A 21,627-nucleotide genomic window follows, 5' to 3' on the forward strand; every position below is an offset into this window, starting at 1 on the left:
TCAAGACGGCTTGCCGACTGACCTGCGGATTTGAGTGACAAACCCATGCCAAAACGTACAGACATTAAAAGCATCCTGATTCTCGGCGCTGGCCCGATCGTTATCGGCCAGGCCTGCGAATTCGACTACTCCGGCGCCCAGGCCTGCAAAGCCCTGCGCGAAGAGGGTTACCGCGTCATCCTGGTGAACTCCAACCCGGCCACCATCATGACCGACCCGGACATGGCTGACGCCACGTACATCGAGCCGATCAAGTGGCAGACCGTGGCCAAGATCATCGAAAAAGAGCGTCCGGATGCGGTCCTGCCAACCATGGGCGGCCAGACTGCTCTGAACTGCGCCCTGGACCTGGAGCGCGAAGGCGTTCTGGAAAAATTCGGCGTGGAAATGATCGGCGCCAACGCCGACACCATCGACAAGGCTGAAGACCGTTCGCGTTTCGACAAGGCCATGAAGTCGATCGGCCTGGAATGCCCGCGTTCCGGTATCGCCCACAGCATGGAAGAAGCCAACGCCGTCCTCGAGCGTCTGGGTTTCCCGTGCATCATCCGTCCGTCCTTCACCATGGGCGGCACCGGTGGCGGTATCGCGTACAACCGTGAAGAGTTCGAAGAAATCTGCGCCCGCGGTCTGGACCTGTCGCCGACCAAAGAGCTGCTGATCGACGAGTCGCTGATCGGCTGGAAAGAATATGAAATGGAAGTTGTCCGCGACAAAAAGGACAACTGCATCATCGTCTGCTCGATCGAAAACTTCGACCCGATGGGCGTGCACACCGGTGACTCGATCACCGTTGCTCCGGCACAGACCCTGACCGACAAGGAATACCAGATCCTGCGTAACGCCTCGCTGGCGGTACTGCGCGAGATCGGCGTCGAGACCGGCGGTTCCAACGTGCAGTTCGGCATCTGCCCGGACACCGGCCGCATGGTCGTGATCGAGATGAACCCGCGTGTATCGCGTTCCTCGGCACTGGCTTCGAAAGCCACCGGTTTCCCGATCGCCAAAGTCGCGGCCAAGCTGGCTGTGGGCTACACCCTCGACGAACTGTCGAACGACATCACCGGCGGCAAGACCCCGGCGTCCTTCGAACCGTCGATCGACTACGTCGTCACCAAGCTGCCACGTTTCGCTTTCGAGAAATTCGCCAACGCTGACGCACGCCTGACCACTCAAATGAAGTCGGTCGGCGAAGTCATGGCCATCGGTCGCACCTTCCAGGAATCCCTGCAGAAAGCCTTGCGCGGTCTGGAAGTCGGTGTTTGCGGTCTGGACGAGAAGCTCGACCTGAGCAATCCGGAAAGCATGAGCATCCTTAAGCGCGAGCTGACCGTGCCGGGCGCCGAGCGTATCTGGTACGTGGCGGACGCCTTCCGCGCCGGCATGACCGTCGAAGACATCTTCGGCATGAACATGATCGACCCGTGGTTCCTGGTGCAGATCGAAGATCTGATCAAGGACGAAGAGAGGGTCAAAACCCTCGGTCTGTCCGCCATCGACCGCGACCTGATGTTCAAGCTCAAGCGCAAAGGCTTCTCCGATCAGCGTCTGGCCAAGCTGCTGGGTGTGACCGAGAAGAACCTGCGTACTCACCGTCAAAAACTGGAAGTGTTCCCGGTCTACAAGCGCGTTGACACCTGCGCCGCCGAGTTCGCCACCGACACCGCTTACCTCTACTCGACGTACGAGGAAGAGTGCGAAGCCGCACCGTCCGGTCGCGACAAGATCATGATTCTGGGTGGCGGTCCGAACCGTATCGGCCAGGGCATCGAGTTCGACTACTGCTGCGTACACGCTGCCCTCGCACTGCGCGAAGACGGCTACGAAACCATCATGGTCAACTGCAACCCGGAAACCGTTTCCACCGACTACGACACTTCCGACCGTCTGTACTTCGAGCCGGTAACCCTGGAAGACGTGCTGGAAATCTGCCGCGTCGAGAAGCCGAAAGGCGTGATCGTCCAGTACGGGGGCCAGACTCCGCTGAAACTGGCGCGTGCCCTCGAAGCCGCTGGCGTGCCGATCATCGGTACCAGCCCTGACGCCATCGACCGCGCCGAAGACCGCGAGCGCTTCCAGCAAATGGTTGAACGCCTGAACTTGCGTCAGCCGCCAAACGCCACCGTGCGCAGCGAAGATGAAGCCGTTCGTGCTGCCGCGAAAATCGGTTATCCGCTGGTGGTGCGCCCGTCCTACGTACTGGGCGGCCGCGCGATGGAAATCGTGTACAAGGAAGACGAGCTCAAGCGTTACCTGCGTGACGCGGTGCAAGTGTCCAACGACAGCCCGGTGCTGCTCGATCACTTCCTCAACTGCGCCATCGAGATGGACGTGGATGCGGTCTGCGACGGCAAAGACGTGGTGATCGGCGCGATCATGCAGCACATCGAACAGGCGGGCGTTCACTCCGGTGACTCCGCGTGCTCGCTGCCGCCGTACTCGCTGCCGGCACACATCCAGGACGAGATGCGCGAACAGGTCAAGAAAATGGCCCTGGAACTGGGCGTTGTCGGCCTGATGAACGTGCAACTGGCGCTGCAGGGCGAAGACATCTACGTCATCGAAGTCAACCCGCGCGCTTCGCGTACCGTGCCGTTCGTGTCCAAGTGCATCGGTGTCTCCCTGGCAATGATCGCGGCTCGCGTCATGGCCGGTAAGACTCTGAAGGAAATCGGCTTCACCAAGGAAATCATCCCGAACTTCTACAGCGTGAAAGAGGCGGTGTTCCCGTTCGCCAAATTCCCTGGCGTTGACCCGATCCTCGGCCCAGAGATGAAGTCCACCGGTGAAGTGATGGGCGTCGGCGACACCTTCGGTGAAGCATTCGCCAAGGCCCAGATGGGCGCCAGCGAAGTGCTGCCGACCGGCGGTACCGCGTTCATCAGCGTGCGTGACGATGACAAGCCGCTGGTTGCAGGCGTGGCCCGTGATCTGATCAACTTGGGCTTCGAAGTGGTCGCCACTGCCGGCACTGCCAAGCTGATCGAAGCTGCAGGCCTGAAAGTGCGCCGTGTGAACAAGGTGACCGAGGGGCGTCCGCACGTGGTCGACATGATCAAGAATGACGAAGTCACTCTGATCATCAACACCACCGAAGGCCGTCAGTCGATCGCTGATTCCTACTCCATTCGTCGTAATGCCCTGCAGCACAAGATCTACTGCACCACCACCATTGCTGCGGGCGAAGCTATCTGCGAAGCGCTGAAGTTCGGTCCCGAGAAGACCGTGCGCCGCTTGCAGGATCTACACGCAGGATTGAAGGCATGATCAAATACCCAATGACCGTCCAGGGCGCGAAAGCCCTGGAAGAAGAACACGCTCACCTGACCAAGGTCGTTCGTCCGAAGCTCAGCCAGGACATCGGTACCGCTCGCGAGTTGGGTGACCTGAAGGAAAACGCCGAGTACCATGCCGCCCGCGAACAGCAAGGCATGGTCGAGGCGCGGATCCGTGACATCGAAGGCCGGATTCAGAATCAGGTCATCATCGACGTCACGACTATCCCGCACACCGGCAAAGTGATCTTCGGTACTACCGTCGAAATCGCCAACGTCGAGACTGATGAGAGCGTCACTTACCACATCGTGGGTGAGGATGAGGCTGACTTCAAACTCGGCAAGATTTCGGTCGGCTCACCATTGGCCCGTGCCTTGATCGGCAAGGAAGAGGGTGATGTGGTTGCCGTGAAAACGCCGAGTGGCGTTATCGAGTACGAGATTGTCGAAGTCCGTCACATCTGAAGGCAGGCGCCCGCTACGTGCGGGCGCCATGCTTTGGCAGCTGACCCAGATGTTGTGGGTCGGCGGCTTCTGGTTGATACATCTCGGTTTGCGACCGGTGTTGGGCAAGATTGGCCTGGCACCGTTGCTGATCGATGAAGTTGCCGATGCATTCGAAGTGCCGGTGGCGGGTTTTGCCGCGGCATGCGTGATTTTTCAGGCTTTGGTGCTGGTACAGGCCGATGGCCTTGCCAGTCTATGGCGGGATTTTCGCGGGCAGGTGTTGCTGATGGCGTTGTATGCGTGTGCGATGTTTATTGCAGTGCGTGTCGGCTGGCCGCAAGCGCAGCGCTGGCAGGAATTCAGTTTTCTGCTGTTGGGCTTCTCCGGTGTGGTGTTGGTGTTGCAACCGCTGCCGGGATGGAGTGGCAGGGTGCGCGAAGCACACCCTTGACCCTTGTCATCACTTGAAGCGATGAACGTTCGACAGCTGCTTGTTGACGCTGAAGTTCTTGCGGTAAACCAGTGCCATCTTGCCGATGACCTGAACCAGGTCAGCCTTGCCGACCTTGCACAACTCTGCAATGTGCGCCAGGCGCGACTCGCGATCGAGGATGTTGAGCTTGATCTTGATCAGCTCGTGATCCGCCAGTGCGCGTTCGAGTTCGGCTAATACACCTTCAGTCAGACCGTTGTCCGCCACCGTCAAAACCGGCTTCAGGTGGTGGCCAATGGATTTGTACTGTTTCTTCTGCTCTGGAGTGAGCGGCATAATCTGACCCTTTCGTCTGGATTCTGTAAAATGGCGGCCATTTTACCCGAGGGTTCGTGGATCCGCCCAATTAATCACGACCCTAATCATCGAGGTGCCCAATGGCGCGTTCCAAGACAAGCCTTGGTTGGCTGAAACGACATGTCAACGATCCTTATGTGAAGCAGGCGCAGAAGGATGGCTACCGTTCGCGTGCAAGTTACAAGCTTCTGGAGATCCAGGAGAAATACAAGCTGATCCGTTCCGGCATGAGCGTTGTCGACCTGGGCGCAGCGCCCGGCGGCTGGTCGCAGGTCACTAGCCGGCTGATCGGCGGTCAGGGGCGTCTGATCGCTTCGGACATTCTGGAAATGGACAGCATTCCGGACGTGACCTTCATTCAAGGGGACTTCACCGAAGACGAAGTGCTTGCGCGGATTCTTGAGGCTGTGGGTAATTCGCAGGTGGACCTTGTGATTTCCGATATGGCCCCCAATATGAGTGGTACGCCTGAAGTGGATATGCCGAAAGCCATGTTCCTTTGCGAACTGGCGCTTGATCTGGCGGAACGGATACTCAAGCCGGGTGGCAATTTCGTGATCAAGATCTTTCAGGGTGAAGGTTTCGATGTTTACCTGAAGGATGCTCGCAAGAAATTCGACAAGATCCAGATGATCAAGCCGGATTCTTCTCGAGGCAGCTCCCGCGAGCAATATATGCTGGCTTGGGGTTACCGCGGTGGTAACGAGTAAAACGAGGTTTTTTGCCCGGGCGATAGGTTTTTCGTATTTTGCCCCGCGTGCATAAGCGAATATTGTGTAGAAAGTGTTTCACAAAGGGTTACAGACGGCGCCTGCCAGAGTTGTAGGTAATGTAGTAAGTTAGGCCGGTGAATATCATGCGAAGCGCGCGCCAGTAGCGGAGCTTGCTTCAGAGGGTAGTTAATTGAACGATATGGCAAAGAATCTGATCCTGTGGTTGATCATCGCGGCAGTCCTCGTGACGGTGATGAACAACTTCTCCAGCCCTAACGAGCCGCAGACCCTCAACTATTCCGACTTCATCCAGCAGGTCAAGGATGGCAAGGTCGAGCGCGTAGCCGTTGACGGCTATGTGATTACCGGCAAGCGCAACGATGGCGACAGCTTCAAGACCATTCGTCCGGCGATCCAGGACAATGGCCTGATCGGCGACCTGGTCGACAACCACGTTGTGGTTGAGGGCAAGCAGCCTGAACAGCAAAGCATCTGGACTCAACTCCTGGTGGCGAGCTTCCCGATACTGGTGATCATCGCGGTGTTCATGTTCTTCATGCGCCAGATGCAGGGCGGTGCTGGCGGCAAGGGCGGACCGATGAGCTTCGGCAAGAGCAAGGCACGCCTGCTTTCCGAAGACCAGGTGAAAACCACCTTGGCTGACGTTGCAGGTTGCGACGAAGCCAAGGAAGAGGTCGGCGAACTGGTTGAGTTCCTGCGTGATCCCGGCAAGTTTCAGCGCCTGGGTGGTCGTATTCCTCGCGGCGTATTGATGGTCGGCCCTCCGGGTACCGGTAAAACCTTGCTGGCCAAGGCGATTGCCGGCGAAGCGAAGGTTCCGTTCTTCACTATTTCCGGTTCCGACTTCGTTGAAATGTTCGTGGGTGTTGGCGCAAGCCGCGTTCGCGACATGTTCGAGCAGGCCAAGAAGCATGCGCCGTGCATCATCTTCATCGACGAAATCGACGCCGTCGGTCGCCACCGTGGCGCCGGCATGGGCGGCGGTCACGACGAGCGTGAGCAGACTCTCAACCAGTTGCTGGTAGAGATGGATGGCTTTGAAATGAATGACGGCATCATCGTGATCGCCGCTACCAACCGTCCTGACGTACTCGACCCTGCGCTGCTGCGTCCGGGCCGTTTCGACCGTCAGGTCGTTGTAGGTTTGCCGGATATCCGTGGTCGCGAGCAGATCCTCAAGGTTCACATGCGCAAAGTGCCAATGGGTGACGACGTTGCCCCGGCCGTTATCGCACGTGGTACCCCGGGCTTCTCTGGTGCCGATCTGGCCAACCTGGTCAACGAAGCGTCGCTGTTCGCTGCACGCAGCGGCAAGCGCATCGTCGAAATGAAAGAGTTCGAACTGGCCAAAGACAAGATCATGATGGGCGCCGAGCGCAAATCGATGGTCATGTCCGAGAAAGAGAAGCAGAACACCGCTTATCACGAAGCGGGTCACGCTATTGTCGGTCGCGTCGTACCTGAGCATGATCCGGTCTACAAGGTTTCGATCATTCCACGTGGTCGTGCGCTGGGTGTGACCATGTTCCTGCCGGAAGAAGATCGCTACAGCCTGTCCAAACGTGCGTTGATCAGTCAGATCTGCTCGCTGTACGGTGGCCGTATTGCTGAAGAAATGACCCTTGGTTTCGACGGTGTGACCACCGGCGCTTCCAACGACATCATGCGTGCCAGTCAGATTGCGCGGAACATGGTGACCAAGTGGGGTCTGTCGGAAAAGCTCGGTCCGCTGATGTACGCCGAAGAAGAGGGTGAAGTGTTCCTCGGTCGCGGTGGTGGCGGTCAGAATGCAAGTTTCTCCGGTGAGACTGCCAAGCTGATCGACTCCGAAGTGCGCAGCATCATTGACCAGTGCTACGGCACGGCCAAGCAGATCCTCACGGACAACCGTGACAAGCTGGATGCCATGGCTGATGCGCTGATGAAGTACGAAACCATCGATGCCGAGCAGATCGACGACATCATGGCGGGTCGTACGCCTCGCGAACCGCGTGACTGGACCGGTGGCACGGGTACGCCCCCGCCTCCAGTGATTCAGGATGAGCGCCCGGAAACACCGATCGGCGGTCCGGCTGCTGACGTTTAAGGTTTGAAATGACTTCTGTACAGTCCCTGACCCGGTTGCCTTGCGGCAATCGGGTTCTTGATTTGGCCCAGACGCATGTCATGGGTATTCTCAATGTCACTCCCGATTCCTTTTCCGACGGTGGCCGGTACAACCAGCTCGACGTGGCCTTGCGTCACGCCGAAGCCATGGTGGCTGCTGGTGCGACGCTGATCGATGTCGGCGGCGAATCGACCCGGCCTGGCGCTCGAGCGGTTTCGCCGTTGGAGGAGTTGGAACGCGTAGCTCCGATCGTGGAGTTGATCAATCGCGAGCTGGATGTAGTCATCTCGGTCGATACTTCGACGCCAGCGGTGATGCGTGAAACGGCGCGCCTGGGTGCCGGGTTGATCAATGATGTGCGCTCGCTGCGCCGCGATGGCGCGCTGGATGCCGCAGCCGCGACCGGATTGCCGGTCTGCCTGATGCACATGCTCGGCGAGCCGGGTGACATGCAGGACAATCCGCACTATCAGGACGTTACCCGGGAAGTGGGTGAGTTTCTGGCAGAGCGCATGACTCAATGTGCGGCGGCGGGCATTCCTGCCGAACGGATCATTCTTGATCCCGGTTTCGGTTTCGCGAAAACCCTGCAGCACAATCTAAGCTTGTTCAAGCATATGGAAGCCCTGCATGCGCTGGGGCGTCCGCTATTGGTCGGTGTCTCACGCAAAAGCATGATCGGCCACGCATTGAACCGCCCCGTGGGTGAGCGTCTTTATGGTGGTCTGGCTCTCGCAGCACTCGCGTCGGTTAAAGGAGCGCGTATATTGCGCGTCCATGATGTGGCGGAAACGGTAGACGTGGTGCGCATGCTCGCGGCCGTGGAATCAGCCGAATAAGAATGATGGAGCACTTATGAGCAAGAAATACTTTGGTACTGACGGTATTCGTGGTCGTGTCGGTGAATATCCGATCACTCCTGACTTCATGCTTAAGCTCGGCTGGGCGGCGGGCATGGCCTTTCGCAAGATGGGCGCCTGCAAGGTGCTGGTCGGCAAGGACACGCGCATCTCTGGCTACATGTTCGAATCGGCACTTGAAGCAGGCCTGACCTCGGCTGGTGCGGACGTGATGCTGCTCGGTCCGATGCCGACGCCGGCCATTGCTTATCTGGCGCGCACGTTCCAGGCTGAAGCCGGGATCGTGATCAGTGCTTCGCACAATCCGCATGACGATAACGGCATCAAGTTTTTCTCCGGCAAGGGCACAAAGCTGCCTGATGAGCTGGAGCTGATGATCGAAGAGCTGCTCGATACCCCAATGACTGTGGTTGAGTCGAGCAAGATCGGCAAGGTGTCGCGCATCAATGACGCCTCCGGCCGCTACATCGAATTCTGCAAAAGCAGTGTGCCGACCGGTACCAGTTTTTCCGGTTTGAAGATCGTGATCGATTGTGCGCACGGTGCGACCTACAAGGTTGCTCCGAGTGTGTTCCGTGAGCTGGGTGCTGAAGTGGTCGTGCTGTCGGCGCAGCCCAACGGTCTGAACATCAATGACAATTGCGGCTCGACCCATATGGGTCAGCTGCAGGCCGCGGTTCTGGCCGAGCACGCTGATCTGGGCATCGCCTTTGATGGTGACGGTGATCGGGTGTTGATGGTTGATCACACTGGCGCCATCGTTGATGGTGATGAGTTGCTGTTCATCATTGCGCGCGATCTGCACGGGCGGGGCAAATTGCAGGGCGGCGTAGTCGGTACGCTGATGAGCAACCTGGGTCTTGAACTCGCGCTGGCAGAGCTCTCGATACCATTCATTCGTGCCAATGTCGGTGACCGTTATGTGATCGCCGAACTGCTGGAGCGCGACTGGCTGGTAGGCGGTGAAAACTCGGGGCATATCGTCTGCTTCAATCACACCACCACCGGTGATGCGATCATTGCTGCGCTCCAGGTGCTGATGGCACTGAAGGCCCGCAATGAAGGTCTTGCGCAAACGCGTCAGGCCTTGCGCAAGTGTCCTCAGGTGCTGATCAATGTGCGTTTTGGTGGCGGTGAAAGTCCGCTTGAGCATCCGGCGGTCAAGGAAGCCAGTGCGCGTGTCACCCAGGCAATGGCGGGGCGTGGCCGGGTACTTCTGCGCAAGTCCGGTACAGAGCCTTTGGTGCGCGTGATGGTCGAAGGTGAGGATGAAACTCAGGTTCGCAGCTACGCCGAAGAACTGGCAAAACTGGTAAGTGAAGTTTCTGCCTGATTCGGCTTGCCAGCCATGATTGTGTTGGGTAACATCTGCGCCCACTTTGACCGACGAGGTACAGCATGCGTCGCCCTATGGTAGCTGGTAACTGGAAGATGCACGGTACCCGCGCCAGCGTCGCTGAGCTGATCAACGGCCTTCGTCATCTGGCCTTGCCAAGCGGTGTTGATGTCGCGGTATTCCCGCCTTGCTTGCATATCAATCAAGTGATTGATGGCTTGAAAGGCAAATCGATTTCGGTCGGTGCGCAGAATTCTGCGGTGGAATCCATGCAAGGTGCATTGACCGGTGAAATTGCACCGAGTCAGTTGGTGGATGCAGGTTGTTCCCTGGTGCTTGTCGGGCACTCCGAACGCCGCCAGATAATGGGCGAGCGAGACGGGATGCTGAATCGCAAGTTCGCAGCGGCACAGGCATGTGGCTTGATTCCGGTGTTGTGTGTAGGGGAAACCCTCGAGCAGCGCGAAGCCGGAAAAACTCTTGAAGTTGTCGGGCGTCAGCTGGGCAGCATCATCGAGGAGCTGGGTGTTGGTGCCTTTGCCAAGGCAGTCATTGCTTACGAGCCTGTCTGGGCCATTGGTACCGGACTGACTGCAACGCCGCAACAGGCTCAGGATGTGCATAAAGCCATTCGCGAGCAGTTGGCGGCAGAGAATTCTGAAGTCGCACGAGGTGTGCGGCTTCTATACGGCGGCAGCGTGAAGGCGGCCAATGCGGTCGAACTGTTCGGCATGCCGGATATCGATGGGGGGCTCATTGGTGGAGCTTCCCTGAATGCAGATGAGTTCGGTGCGATTTGTCGCGCCGCGGGAAACTGAAAAAATGCTGGAAACAGTCGTAGTCGTTTTTCATCTGCTGGGTGCATTGGGCGTAGTTGCTCTGGTTTTGCTGCAGCAGGGTAAGGGTGCGGACGCTGGCGCGTCTTTCGGAGCAGGTGCTTCAAATACTGTGTTCGGAAGCCAAGGTTCCTCTACCTTTCTTAGTAAGTTTACTGCTATACTTGCCGCCGGTTTCTTCATAACCAGCTTGGGGTTAGGTTACTTTGCTAAAGAGAAGGCTCATCAGCTGACTCAAGCAGGTTTGCCAGATCCAGCAGTGTTGGAAGTACCTAAGCAACAACAACCGGCTTCTGATGATGTCCCGGTGCTTCAAGAGCAAAAGTCGGCTACTCCAGCGACTGACGTACCTCCAGCTCAAGAGCAGAAGTAAGAAGGGTTTCAAACGTAGTTTTGCCGAGGTGGTGGAATTGGTAGACACGCAACCTTGAGGTGGTTGTGCCCATAGGGTGTAGGGGTTCGAGTCCCCTTCTCGGTACCAATTAGTCAGGAGAGCCCGCTGTTGCGGGCTTTCTTGCAGGTGGAAGGTTACATTGACCCTATAAGGGATCGGTCGTATACTTCCGCCCCAGCTTTGTCGCGGGGTGGAGCAGTCTGGTAGCTCGTCGGGCTCATAACCCGAAGGTCGTCGGTTCAAATCCGGCCCCCGCAACCAGTTTAAGGAGCCCCTTTTCAGGGGCTTTTTGTTAGCTGGACACTTTCTACGCCGATGTTCGACGGCGTTTCAAGGATGGGCGTTTCGCCCATTTTTTTATTTTGCAGCGCATGCATTTACATGCACGAGGGGGTTCAGGTGTCGAGCAAGCTAGAAGAGTTGCAGGCCTTGTTGGCCCCGGTGGTCGTGGCCCTAGGCTATGAATGCTGGGGTATCGAGTTTTCGGCTCAAGGTCGTCACTCGATGTTGCGCGTTTATATCGATAAAGAGGGTGGCGTGCTGGTGGACGATTGCGCCATTGTCAGCCGTCAGATCAGCGGTGTCCTGGATGTTGAAGATCCGATCTCCGTTGAATACACCCTCGAAGTTTCCTCGCCTGGCATGGAACGCCCACTGTTCACTCTTGAGCAGTTTGCAAAATTTGCCGGTGAACAAGTGAAGATCAAGCTGCGCTCGCCTTTTGAAGGTCGACGCAACTTTCAGGGCCTTCTGCGCGGTGTAGAAGAACAGGATGTCGTGGTGCAGGTAGATGACCATGAATTCCTGTTGCCGATCGATATGATCGACAAGGCCAACATTATTCCCAGTTTTGACTGAGACGCGGATCCCGCGGATCCAATGGCTTGCGAAAGGCGAGGCGTACGATGAGCAAAGAAGTACTGCTGGTTGTTGAGTCGGTATCCAATGAAAAGGGCGTACCGGCAAGCGTGATTTTTGAAGCGCTGGAGCTGGCTCTGGCCACTGCTACCAAAAAGCGTTTTGAAGACGAAGTTGACCTGCGTGTGGAAATTAACCGCCACACCGGTTCCTATGAGACTTTCCGTCGCTGGACAGTCGTCGAAGAGAATGATCTCGACGATCCTGCGATCGAAACCTGGCCAAGCAAGGTTGCCGAAACGCATCCGGGCGCCAAGGTCGGCGACGTCGTCGAAGAAAAGATCGAATCCATCGAGTTCGGCCGCATTGCAGCACAGACCGCCAAACAGGTCATCGTGCAGAAAGTGCGTGAAGCCGAGCGCGCTCAAGTGGTCGACGCCTATCGCGAGCGCCTGGGAGAAATCATCTCCGGCACCGTGAAGAAAGTCACCCGCGACAACGTGATCGTCGATCTGGGCAACAACGCCGAAGCGTTGCTGGCCCGTGAAGACATCATTTCTCGCGAAACCTTCCGTGTCGGTGTGCGTCTGCGTGCACTGCTTAAGGAAATCCGCACCGAGAATCGCGGCCCGCAGCTGATCCTGTCGCGTACCGCGCCGGAAATGCTGATCGAGCTGTTCCGTATCGAAGTGCCGGAAATCGCTGAAGGCCTGATCGAAGTCATGGCGGCGTCCCGTGATCCGGGTTCGCGTGCCAAGATCGCTGTCCGTTCCAAGGACAAACGCATCGACCCGCAGGGCGCGTGCATCGGTATGCGCGGTTCGCGCGTCCAGGCCGTGTCGGGCGAGTTGGGTGGCGAGCGTGTCGATATCGTCCTGTGGGACGATAACCCGGCGCAGTTCGTGATCAATGCCATGTCGCCGGCAGAAGTGGCGGCCATTATCGTTGACGAGGATGCCCATGCAATGGACATCGCCGTTGGCGCAGACAATCTGGCTCAGGCCATCGGTCGAGGTGGTCAGAACGTGCGTCTGGCGAGCCAGTTGACTGGCTGGACCCTGAACGTGATGACCGAATCGGACATCCAGGCTAAGCAGCAAGCAGAAACCGGCGACATCCTGCGCAACTTCATCGACGAGCTGGAAGTCGACGAAGAACTGGCTCAGGTGCTGGTAGATGAAGGCTTCACCAGCCTGGAAGAGATTGCCTACGTACCGTTGGAAGAAATGCTCAACATCGACGGCTTTGACGAAGATATCGTCAACGAGCTTCGCGCTCGTGCCAAGGATCGTTTGTTGACCAAAGCCATCGCTACTGAGGAAAAGCTGGCAGACGCCCATCCGGCCGAAGACCTGCTCTCGCTTGAGGGTATGGACAAGGATTTGGCGATGGAACTGGCGGTGCGCGGCGTAATTACCCGCGAAGACCTGGCCGAGCAGTCTATTGACGACCTGCTCGACATCGACGGCATTGACGATGATCGTGCCGGCAAGTTGATCATGGCCGCCCGAGCCCACTGGTTCGAGTAATTAGGCGCGGCCTGAGGAGAGAAGTGCATGACGCAAGTCACGGTGAAACAACTGGCCGATGAGGTCAAAACACCGGTAGAGCGCCTGTTGCAGCAGATGCGTGAGGCAGGTCTGCCGCACACCGCCGCCGAAGAAAATGTGACTGACAGTGAGAAGCAATCCCTGCTGACTCACTTGAAGAGCAGCCACAAGGCGAAAGTGGAAGAACCACGCAAGATCACGCTGCAGCGTAAAACCACCAGCACCCTGCGTGTGGCTGGTAGCAAGAGCATCAGCGTTGAAGTTCGCAAGAAGAAAGTTTTCGTACAGCGTAGCCCGGAAGAAATCGAAGCCGAGCGCAAGCGTGAACTGGAAGAGCGTCGCGCAGTAGAAAATGCTGCTCGTCAGAAGGCTGAAGAAGAAGCCAAGCAGCGCGCTGAAGAAGAAGCGCGTCGCCAGCCTGCTGCTGCGCCGTCCGCTCCTGCCGAAGCTGTTGCAGCACCTGCGCCAGTCGCTGAACCAGTGCGCGACGCCGCGCCGGTTGCTGCTGCGCCGGCTGCCGACACTCGCAAGCGTGACGAACAGCGCCGTCCGGACAAGCCACGTGCCGACGATAACAATCGTCGCGGCGGTGGTGGCGATGGCGAGCGCAAAAACGCTCCGCATCGCGCATCGGTCAAAGAAAAAGCGCCGGCTCCACGTGTGGCGCCACGCACTACCGACGAAGAAAGCGATGGCTTCCGTCGTGGTGGTCGCGGCAAGGCCAAGCTGAAAAAACGCAACGCTCACGGTTTCCAGAACCCTACCGGTCCTGTCGTGCGTGAGGTGAAGATCGGCGAGACCATCACTGTTGGCGATCTCGCTCAGCAGATGTCGGTCAAGGCTGCTGAAATCATCAAGTTCATGTTCAAACTGGGCACTCCAGCGACCATCAACCAGGTACTCGATCAGGAAACTGCTCAACTGGTAGCTGAAGAGCTGGGCCACAAAGTGACCCTGGTCAGCGACACCGCCCTGGAAGATTCCCTGGCCGAGTCCCTGAAGTTTGAAGGTGAGGCAGTTTCCCGTGCGCCAGTCGTGACCGTAATGGGCCACGTTGACCACGGTAAGACTTCCCTGCTCGACTACATCCGTCGTGCCAAGGTAGCAGCGGGCGAAGCCGGCGGCATTACCCAGCACATCGGTGCGTACCACGTTGAAACCGACCGCGGCATGGTGACGTTCCTCGACACCCCTGGTCACGCTGCGTTTACCGCAATGCGTGCCCGTGGTGCCAAGGCGACCGACATCGTGATCCTGGTGGTTGCGGCGGACGACGGCGTGATGCCGCAAACCATCGAGGCTGTTCAGCACGCTCAGGCGGCTGGCGTTCCTCTGGTGGTTGCGGTGAACAAGATCGACAAGCCGGGTGCCGACCTCGATCGCATCCGCAGCGAACTGTCGGTTCACGGCGTGACCTCCGAAGACTGGGGTGGCGACACTCCATTCGTACCGGTCTCGGCGAAAATGGGTACCGGCGTTGACGAGCTGCTCGAAGCGGTTCTGCTGCAGGCCGAAGTACTCGAACTGACCGCCACTCCATCGGCTCCTGGCCGTGGTGTAGTCGTTGAATCGCGTCTGGACAAGGGCCGTGGCCCGGTAGCCACTGTTCTGGTTCAGGACGGTACGCTGCGTCAAGGCGACATGGTGCTGGTCGGCTCGAACTATGGCCGCGTGCGCGCCATGCTCGACGAGAACGGCAAGCCGATCAAGGAAGCAGGTCCGGCCATTCCGGTCGAGATCCTGGGTCTTGACGGTACGCCGGACGCTGGCGACGAGATGAGCGTGGTTGCCGACGAGAAGAAAGCCCGTGAAGTGGCTCTGTTCCGTCAAGGCAAGTTCCGCGAAGTCAAACTGGCTCGCGCTCACGCCGGCAAGCTGGAAAACATCTTCGAAAACATGGGCCAGGAAGAGAAGAAGACGCTCAACATCGTCCTCAAATCCGACGTCCGTGGTTCGCTGGAAGCTTTGCAGGGCGCTCTGAACGGCCTGGGCAACGACGAAGTGCAAGTGCGCGTAGTCGGTGGTGGTGTCGGTGGTATCACCGAATCCGACGCCAACCTGGCACTGGCTTCCAACGCTGTACTGTTCGGCTTCAACGTGCGTGCCGATGCTGGCGCACGGAAGATCGTCGAGCAGGAAGGTCTGGACATGCGTTACTACAACGTGATCTACGACATCATCGAAGACGTCAAAAAAGCCCTGACCGGCATGCTCGGCAGCGATGTTCGCGAGAACATCCTGGGTGTGGCCGAAGTGCGTGATGTGTTCCGTTCGCCGAAGTTTGGCGCGATCGCCGGTTGCATGGTGATCGAAGGTGTTGTGCACCGTAACCGTCCGATCCGTGTACTGCGTGAAGACATCGTTATCTTCGAAGGCGAGCTGGAATCCCTGCGCCGCTTCAAGGATGACGCTTCCGAAGTACGTGCCGGCATGGAATGCGGTATCGGCGTGAAGAGCTACAACGACGTCAAAGTCGGTGACAAGATCGAAGTCTTCGAGAAGGTTCAGGTTGCTCGCAGCCTCTGACTCGCGTACTTCAAGGGCCACGCCGAGCCGCCGCATGCAGATGCGCGCCACGGCGTCAGGACTCTAAACGCAACGCCCGGTCTGGCTTTTGTCAGGCCGGGCGTTTGCCGCTTTCAGACCTTGCGGGTTTCACCGTGGGGCAGTAACAGGTAACAAAATCATGGCAAAAGAATACAGCCGTACCCAACGTATCGGCGATCAGATGCAGCGTGAGCTGGCCCAACTGATCCGTCGTGAAGTCAAAGACCCGCGCGTCGGCCTGGTCACCATTACCGCTGTGGAAGTCAGCCGTGACGTCGGTCACGCGAAGATCTTCATCACCGTGATGGGGCAGGACAACGCTGAAGACATCGCGCAAAGCATCAAGGTGCTCAACGCTGCCGCAGGTTTCCTGCGCATGCAGCTGGCCCGTGAAATGAAGCTGCGCAGCGTGCCGCAATTGCACTTCCACTACGACGAAAGCGTCGTGCGTGGCGCGCATCTGTCGGCCCTGATCGAGCGCGCCGTGGCTGAGGACAATCAGCACCTGGCCGCTGCACCTGAAGACACCAAGGAGTAATTCGGTGGCTCAGGTCAAACGTATCCGTCGTAACGTCAGCGGTATCATCCTGCTCGACAAGCCGCTGGGGTTCACCTCCAACGCCGCGTTGCAGAAGGTTCGCTGGTTGCTCAACGCCGAGAAGGCCGGTCACACCGGCAGTCTCGACCCGCTGGCCACCGGTGTATTGCCGCTGTGCTTTGGCGAGGCAACGAAGTTCTCGCAGTACCTGCTCGATTCCGACAAGGGTTACGAAACCCTGGCGCAACTGGGCAAGACCACTACCACGGCGGACGCCGAGGGTGAGGTTTTGCAGGAGCGTCCGGTGACCGTTGGTCGCGCCGATGTCGAAGCGGTTCTGCCGAAATTTCGTGGGCAAATCAGTCAGATACCGCCGATGTACTCGGCACTCAAGCGTGACGGTCAGCCGCTGTACAAGCTGGCCCGTGCAGGCGAAGTAGTGGAGCGCGAACCGCGTTCTGTTACTATTGCGCGCTTGGAATTGCTGGCCTTCGAAGGCGATACTGCGCGTCTTGCGGTGGATTGCAGCAAGGGCACCTATATCCGCACCCTGGTGGAGGATATCGGTGAGCAACTCGGTTGTGGTGCGTACGTCGCGGAACTGCGTCGTACCCAGGCCGGGCCTTTCACCCTGGCGCAGACCGTGACCCTCGAAGAGCTGGAAGCGGTACATGCCGAAGGCGGCAACGAAGCGGTCGACCGCTTCCTGATGCCATCGGACAGCGGCCTGCAGGATTGGCCGCTGCTGCACTTCTCCGAAGCGAGTGCGTTCTACTGGCTCAACGGCCAGCCGGTACGTGCCCCGGATGCTCCGAAGTTCGGCATGGTACGGGTACAGGATCACAATGGTCGCTTCATCGGTATCGGTGAAGTGAGCGAAGACGGGCGCATCGCGCCGCGTCGACTGATTCGGTCAGAATGACCGAACGAGTGTGGCTGTTAACAGGCACGGTCACTACTCATTTATAGATACAGGGATTTGTCCCTGGCCTGTTGAAACTGTTTTTGAAACAGTTTCCTGATAAAAGGATTGCCTCATGGCTCTCGACGTTCAAGAAAAAGCTCAAATCGTTGCCGACTACCAGCAAGCTGTTGGTGATACTGGTTCGCCAGAAGTGCAAGTTGCACTGCTGACCGCCAACATCAACAAACTGCAAGGTCACTTCAAGGCCAACGGTAAAGACCACCACTCCCGTCGTGGTCTGATCCGCATGGTAAACCAGCGTCGCAAGCTGCTGGATTACCTGAAAGGCAAAGATCTGAGCCGTTACAGCGCTCTGATCGGCCGCCTGGGTCTGCGTCGCTAATCAGCGATTGCGCTATGAGGTTGGTTGTCTGTCAGGCATCAGCGGTTTATCGCTGGTGGCTGGCAGGCTCCCAGCCTCAAGTTTTATCTGCACTACCGTTTTACCCGGACAGTCAGCGGGCCGATTCCCGACATTGCCCAAGAATTTCGCAAGAAACCAGTTCCCCCAAGAGCCACAAAGAAGGTAGGACACCGTGAACCCGGTAATCAAAAAATTCCAGTTCGGTCAGTCGACCGTTACCCTCGAGACTGGCCGTATCGCCCGTCAGGCCTCCGGCGCAGTATTGGTCACCGTTGACGACGACGTCAGCGTATTGGTGACCGTAGTCGGTGCCAAGCAAGCCGATCCAGGCAAGGGCTTCTTCCCTCTGTCCGTTCACTACCAGGAAAAGACTTACGCTGCCGGTAAGATCCCTGGCGGTTTCTTCAAGCGTGAAGGCCGTCCTTCCGAGAAAGAAACCCTGACTTCCCGACTGATCGACCGTCCGATCCGTCCGCTGTTCCCGGAAGGCTTCATGAACGAAGTGCAGGTTGTCTGCACCGTCGTTTCCACCAGCAAGAAGACCGATCCGGACATCGCTGCGATGATCGGTACCTCGGCTGCCCTGGCCATCTCGGGCATTCCGTTCGACGGCCCGATCGGCGCCGCTCGCGTCGCTTTCCACGAAAGCACCGGCTACCTGCTGAACCCGACCTACGAGCAGCAAGCTGCTTCGAGCCTGGACATGGTCGTTGCCGGCACCTCCGACGCCGTACTGATGGTTGAATCGGAAGCCAAAGAGCTGACCGAAGACCAGATGCTGGGCGCGGTACTGTTTGCTCACGACGAGTTCCAGGTGGTGATCAACGCCGTCAAAGAACTGGCCGCTGAAGCTGCCAAGCCAACCTGGACCTGGGCTCCTGCTCCAGAAGCCACCGAACTGCTGGGCGCGATCCGTGCCGAGTTCGGCGAAGCGATCTCCCAGGCTTACACCATCACCGTCAAGGCTGACCGCTACGCACGTCTGGGCGAGCTGAAAGACCAGGTCGTTGCCAAGCTGTCCGGCGAAGAAGGCCAGCCTTCTGCTGCTGACGTCAAAGCCGCTTTCGGCGAAATCGAATACCGCACCGTTCGCGAAAACATCGTTAACGGCAAGCCACGTATCGACGGCCGCGACACCCGCACCGTACGTCCGCTGAACATCGAAGTCGGCGTTCTGCCGAAGACTCACGGTTCGGCGCTGTTCACCCGTGGCGAAACCCAGGCCCTGGTCGTTGCGACGCTGGGTACCGCCCGTGACGCACAGCTGCTGGACACCCTGGAAGGCGAGAAAAAAGACCCGTTCATGCTGCACTACAACTTCCCTCCGTTCTCGGTGGGCGAGTGTGGTCGCATGGGTGGTGCCGGTCGTCGTGAAATCGGTCACGGCCGTCTGGCCCGTCGTTCGGTTTCGGCCATGCTGCCAGCCGCTGACGTGTTCCCGTACACCATCCGTGTGGTTTCGGAAATCACCGAATCCAACGGTTCGAGCTCGATGGCTTCCGTTTGCGGCGCTTCCCTGGCCCTGATGGACGCTGGTGTGCCAATGAAGGCACCGGTTGCCGGTATCGCCATGGGTCTGGTTAAAGAAGGCGAGAAGTTCGCCGTCCTGACCGACATCCTGGGTGACGAAGACCACCTGGGTGACATGGACTTCAAAGTAGCCGGTACCGCCAAAGGCGTTACTGCGCTGCAGATGGACATCAAGATCAAGGGCATCACCGAAGAGATCATGGAAATCGCTCTGGGCCAAGCCCTGGAAGCGCGCCTGAACATCCTCGGCCAGATGAACCAGATCATCGGCCAGTCGCGTACCGAACTGTCGGCCAACGCTCCGACCATGATCGCGATGAAGATCGACACCGACAAGATCCGTGACGTTATCGGTAAAGGTGGCGCGACCATCCGTGCGATCTGCGAAGAAACCAAGGCTTCGATCGACATCGAAGACGACGGCTCGATCAAGATCTTCGGCGAAACCAAGGATGCCGCAGAGGCTGCTCGTCAGCGCGTTCTGAGCATCACTGCAGAAGCCGAGATCGGCAAGATCTACGTCGGCAAGGTTGAACGCATCGTCGACTTCGGCGCATTCGTCAACATCCTGCCGGGCAAGGACGGTCTGGTGCACATCTCGATGCTGAGCGACGCTCGCGTAGAGAAAGTCACCGACATCCTGAAAGAAGGCCAGGAAGTGGAAGTGCTGGTACTGGACGTGGACAACCGCGGCCGTATCAAGCTGTCCATCAAAGACGTGGCAGCGGCCAAGGCTTCGGGCGTTTAATCAGCCCACAGCTTTAGCGCAATGAAAATGCCCCGCCGTGAAAACGGCGGGGCATTTTTTTGTCTGCGAAATACCGGGACAGGCTTTGAAGTTGCCGGACTTCAAGACCGGTGCTAGGTTTAGCCCACCGCCCGTGTAGCTCAGCCGGTAGAGCAGCGCACTCGTAACGCGAAGGTCGCAGGTTCGATTCCTGTCTCGGGCACCATCCCCTCGCGCAATCCCGCGATTTATGTCTCCCAGGTCAAAGTTTTTGTGCGAGAGATGTAAAGAGCCGTGTAATTCGTCATGCAAACGTCCTATATTCGGTGCCTGCATGAGCATCGCTTAGCAGTTTTCAGATGATCCCGAATGGTTCCGAAGGCCGGACAATCCGCGTCAGAGAGATCCTTGATGATCCAGATCCATCCTCCATTCTTACGATCAGCGAGAACGCCATGACCGAATTAACTCAAGAGCAACGTCACGCACTAGCGCTGGAAAAATACATTCAGGACGTCCCGGACCTGAAAGAAGAGATCAAGGACCTGAGTCCTGATGATCAGAAAGACCAGATCCAGTGGGCGTTCGAGGACGAAGCCGAAGCCCAGGGCTTGCAGCCGTGGGAGCTGACGCTCAAGTACACCAGCACCCCTGAAGAGTTTGAGGCCAAGCGCCTGGAGCTGCACAAGGAGGCGGCCGAGGTGTTGGGCGTCGAGTGGGACGAGTACTGCGAGATGAACAATCTGGTGGTCTGAAACAAAAACGCCAGCCTCAACCGGGCTGGCGTTTTTTATTGCGTGACAGCCTCAGAGGCTCAGACGCATCGACAGGTCCACCGCCTTCACGTCCTTGGTCATCGCCCCGATCGAGATGTAATCCACGCCGGTTTCGGCGATCGGCAGCAGCGTGCTTTCGTTGATGCCGCCGCTGGCTTCCAGTTTGGCCTTGCCGCCATTCAGGCGCACGGCTTCGCGCATGTCATCCAGGCTCAGTTCGTCGAGCATGATGATGTCGGCGCCGGCAGTCAGCGCCTCCTTCAGTTCTTCCAGGCTCTCCACTTCGACTTCCACCGGTTTGCCCGGCGCGATCTTGTGCGCGGCGGCGATGGCCTGCGCGATGCCGCCGCTGGCAGCGATGTGGTTTTCCTTGATCAGGAACGCGTCGTAGAGGCCGATGCGGTGGTTGTGGCAACCACCGCAGGTCACTGCGTATTTCTGCGCCAGACGCAGGCCCGGCAGGGTCTTGCGGGTATCCAGCAGCTTGACCTGGGTTTGCGCCACGAAGTCCGCCAGATATTGCGCACGCGTGGCCACGCCGGACAGCAGTTGCAGGAAGTTCAGCGCGCTGCGTTCGCCAGTCAGCAACGAACGGGCCGGGCCCTCCAGATGAAACAACGGCTGATTGGGTTTGACCCGTTCACCGTCCCGTACCTGCCAGTGCACCGCGACGCGCGGATCGAGCTGGCGAAACACCGTGTCGACCCACGCCGTGCCGCAGATAACCGCCTCGTCGCGAGTGATGATGGTGGCTTTGGCCAGACGTTCGGCCGGGATCAGTTGTGCGGTGATGTCGCCGCTGCCGACATCTTCGAGCAACGCACGGCGCACGTTGGCTTCGATTTCGGCGGTCAGATCGGCGAGACGTAGATTCGGCATAACGGGCTCCACAAACTAAGTGCGCCGATTATAGGGGCATGGCGAGAGCCAACCCAAGGCGAGAACGCGCGTGCCTGACTGCAATTGGTCGATTTTCTGTGAGCAAAGCGCCGTT

At 58.3% G+C, this 21,627-nt stretch carries 19 protein-coding genes and 3 tRNA genes; 20 read left to right on the top strand and 2 right to left on the bottom strand.

The window, feature by feature from the left end; translation table 11 throughout:
* The first annotated feature begins 45 nt into the window (after positions 1-45).
* Genes carB through H043_RS0103835 form a run of 3 tightly spaced genes read left to right on the top strand, consistent with a single transcriptional unit; the run spans position 46 to position 4,173 of the window.
* Positions 46-3,267 (top strand): carbamoyl-phosphate synthase large subunit, encoded by a 3,222-nt coding sequence (gene carB, locus H043_RS0103825; RefSeq protein WP_027610777.1) that lies wholly within the window; start codon positions 46-48, stop codon positions 3,265-3,267.
* Positions 3,264-3,740 (top strand): transcription elongation factor GreA, encoded by a 477-nt coding sequence (gene greA, locus H043_RS0103830; protein ID WP_003221530.1) that lies wholly within the window; start codon positions 3,264-3,266, stop codon positions 3,738-3,740. Before carB ends, greA begins: the two co-directional genes overlap by 4 nt.
* Positions 3,741-3,768: 28 nt before the next feature.
* Positions 3,769-4,173 carry a hypothetical protein gene (locus tag H043_RS0103835; RefSeq protein ID WP_027610778.1) on the top strand — a complete coding sequence of 135 codons (405 nt, stop codon included), beginning with the start codon at positions 3,769-3,771 and terminating at the stop codon, positions 4,171-4,173.
* Positions 4,174-4,182: 9 nt separating this feature from the next.
* Here the strand turns inward: H043_RS0103835 and H043_RS0103840 are convergent, their stop codons facing one another.
* Complete coding sequence (locus tag H043_RS0103840; protein WP_003221534.1) at positions 4,183-4,491, bottom strand: YhbY family RNA-binding protein; 309 nt, start codon at positions 4,489-4,491, stop codon at positions 4,183-4,185.
* A 101-nt stretch (positions 4,492-4,592) separates the two neighbouring features.
* On the opposite strand from H043_RS0103840, the gene rlmE reads away from it, so the two are divergent.
* The 17 genes from rlmE to H043_RS0103925 all read left to right on the top strand — a co-directional run bounded on the left by rlmE (position 4,593) and on the right by H043_RS0103925 (position 20,612).
* Positions 4,593-5,222, top strand: coding sequence for a 23S rRNA (uridine(2552)-2'-O)-methyltransferase RlmE (gene rlmE, locus H043_RS0103845; RefSeq protein ID WP_003221536.1), 630 nt, complete (start codon positions 4,593-4,595; stop codon positions 5,220-5,222).
* 202 nt (positions 5,223-5,424) lie between these two features.
* Positions 5,425-7,332 carry an ATP-dependent zinc metalloprotease FtsH gene (gene ftsH / locus H043_RS0103850; protein ID WP_027610779.1) on the top strand — a complete coding sequence of 636 codons (1,908 nt, stop codon included), beginning with the start codon at positions 5,425-5,427 and terminating at the stop codon, positions 7,330-7,332.
* Positions 7,333-7,340: 8 nt separating this feature from the next.
* Positions 7,341-8,192: a dihydropteroate synthase gene (folP, locus tag H043_RS0103855; RefSeq protein WP_027610780.1), complete on the top strand. Its 852-nt coding sequence runs from the start codon at positions 7,341-7,343 to the stop codon at positions 8,190-8,192.
* A 16-nt stretch (positions 8,193-8,208) separates the two neighbouring features.
* Positions 8,209-9,546, top strand: a complete 1,338-nt coding sequence (glmM, locus tag H043_RS0103860; RefSeq protein ID WP_027610781.1) for a phosphoglucosamine mutase — start codon at positions 8,209-8,211, stop codon at positions 9,544-9,546.
* Between the two features lie 65 nt (positions 9,547-9,611).
* Positions 9,612-10,367, top strand: coding sequence for a triose-phosphate isomerase (gene tpiA, locus H043_RS0103865; RefSeq protein WP_008088336.1), 756 nt, complete (start codon positions 9,612-9,614; stop codon positions 10,365-10,367).
* A 4-nt stretch (positions 10,368-10,371) separates the two neighbouring features.
* Positions 10,372-10,758 carry a preprotein translocase subunit SecG gene (gene secG / locus H043_RS0103870; RefSeq protein ID WP_027610782.1) on the top strand — a complete coding sequence of 129 codons (387 nt, stop codon included), beginning with the start codon at positions 10,372-10,374 and terminating at the stop codon, positions 10,756-10,758.
* A gap of 22 nt (positions 10,759-10,780) precedes the next feature.
* Positions 10,781-10,866, top strand: a tRNA-Leu gene (locus H043_RS0103875).
* A gap of 97 nt (positions 10,867-10,963) precedes the next feature.
* Positions 10,964-11,040 (top strand) — tRNA-Met (locus H043_RS0103880).
* Between the two features lie 138 nt (positions 11,041-11,178).
* Complete coding sequence (gene rimP / locus H043_RS0103885) at positions 11,179-11,637, top strand: ribosome maturation factor RimP (protein ID WP_007915250.1); 459 nt, start codon at positions 11,179-11,181, stop codon at positions 11,635-11,637.
* Positions 11,638-11,684: 47 nt separating this feature from the next.
* A complete protein-coding gene (gene nusA, locus H043_RS0103890; RefSeq protein WP_003221546.1) occupies positions 11,685-13,166 on the top strand; it encodes a transcription termination factor NusA in 1,482 nt (493 codons plus the stop codon).
* A 27-nt stretch (positions 13,167-13,193) separates the two neighbouring features.
* Entirely contained in the window at positions 13,194-15,713 is a 2,520-nt protein-coding gene (gene infB / locus H043_RS0103895) for a translation initiation factor IF-2 (RefSeq protein WP_027610783.1), read from the top strand.
* A 160-nt stretch (positions 15,714-15,873) separates the two neighbouring features.
* The gene (gene rbfA / locus H043_RS0103900) at positions 15,874-16,272 is read left to right on the top strand and encodes a 30S ribosome-binding factor RbfA (RefSeq protein WP_003221549.1); all 399 of its coding nucleotides are present in this window, start codon (positions 15,874-15,876) and stop codon (positions 16,270-16,272) included.
* Positions 16,273-16,276: 4 nt separating this feature from the next.
* Positions 16,277-17,194 (top strand): tRNA pseudouridine(55) synthase TruB, encoded by a 918-nt coding sequence (truB, locus tag H043_RS0103905; protein WP_024011571.1) that lies wholly within the window; start codon positions 16,277-16,279, stop codon positions 17,192-17,194.
* Between the two features lie 115 nt (positions 17,195-17,309).
* A complete protein-coding gene (gene rpsO / locus H043_RS0103910; protein ID WP_003221553.1) occupies positions 17,310-17,579 on the top strand; it encodes a 30S ribosomal protein S15 in 270 nt (89 codons plus the stop codon).
* A 193-nt stretch (positions 17,580-17,772) separates the two neighbouring features.
* Entirely contained in the window at positions 17,773-19,878 is a 2,106-nt protein-coding gene (gene pnp / locus H043_RS0103915) for a polyribonucleotide nucleotidyltransferase (RefSeq protein ID WP_007961443.1), read from the top strand.
* Positions 19,879-20,007: 129 nt separating this feature from the next.
* Positions 20,008-20,083: transfer RNA gene (locus H043_RS0103920), tRNA-Thr, on the top strand.
* A gap of 229 nt (positions 20,084-20,312) precedes the next feature.
* Positions 20,313-20,612, top strand: coding sequence for a DUF6388 family protein (locus tag H043_RS0103925; RefSeq protein WP_027610784.1), 300 nt, complete (start codon positions 20,313-20,315; stop codon positions 20,610-20,612).
* 51 nt (positions 20,613-20,663) lie between these two features.
* Here H043_RS0103925 and nadC read toward each other — a convergent pair whose 3' ends face one another.
* Positions 20,664-21,512 (bottom strand): carboxylating nicotinate-nucleotide diphosphorylase, encoded by an 849-nt coding sequence (nadC, locus tag H043_RS0103930; RefSeq protein WP_027610785.1) that lies wholly within the window; start codon positions 21,510-21,512, stop codon positions 20,664-20,666.
* Positions 21,513-21,627 lie beyond the last annotated feature (115 nt).

The organism is Pseudomonas sp. URIL14HWK12:I6 (assembly GCF_000514195.1).
Taxonomy (GTDB): Bacteria; Pseudomonadota; Gammaproteobacteria; order Pseudomonadales; family Pseudomonadaceae; genus Aquipseudomonas; species Aquipseudomonas putida_A.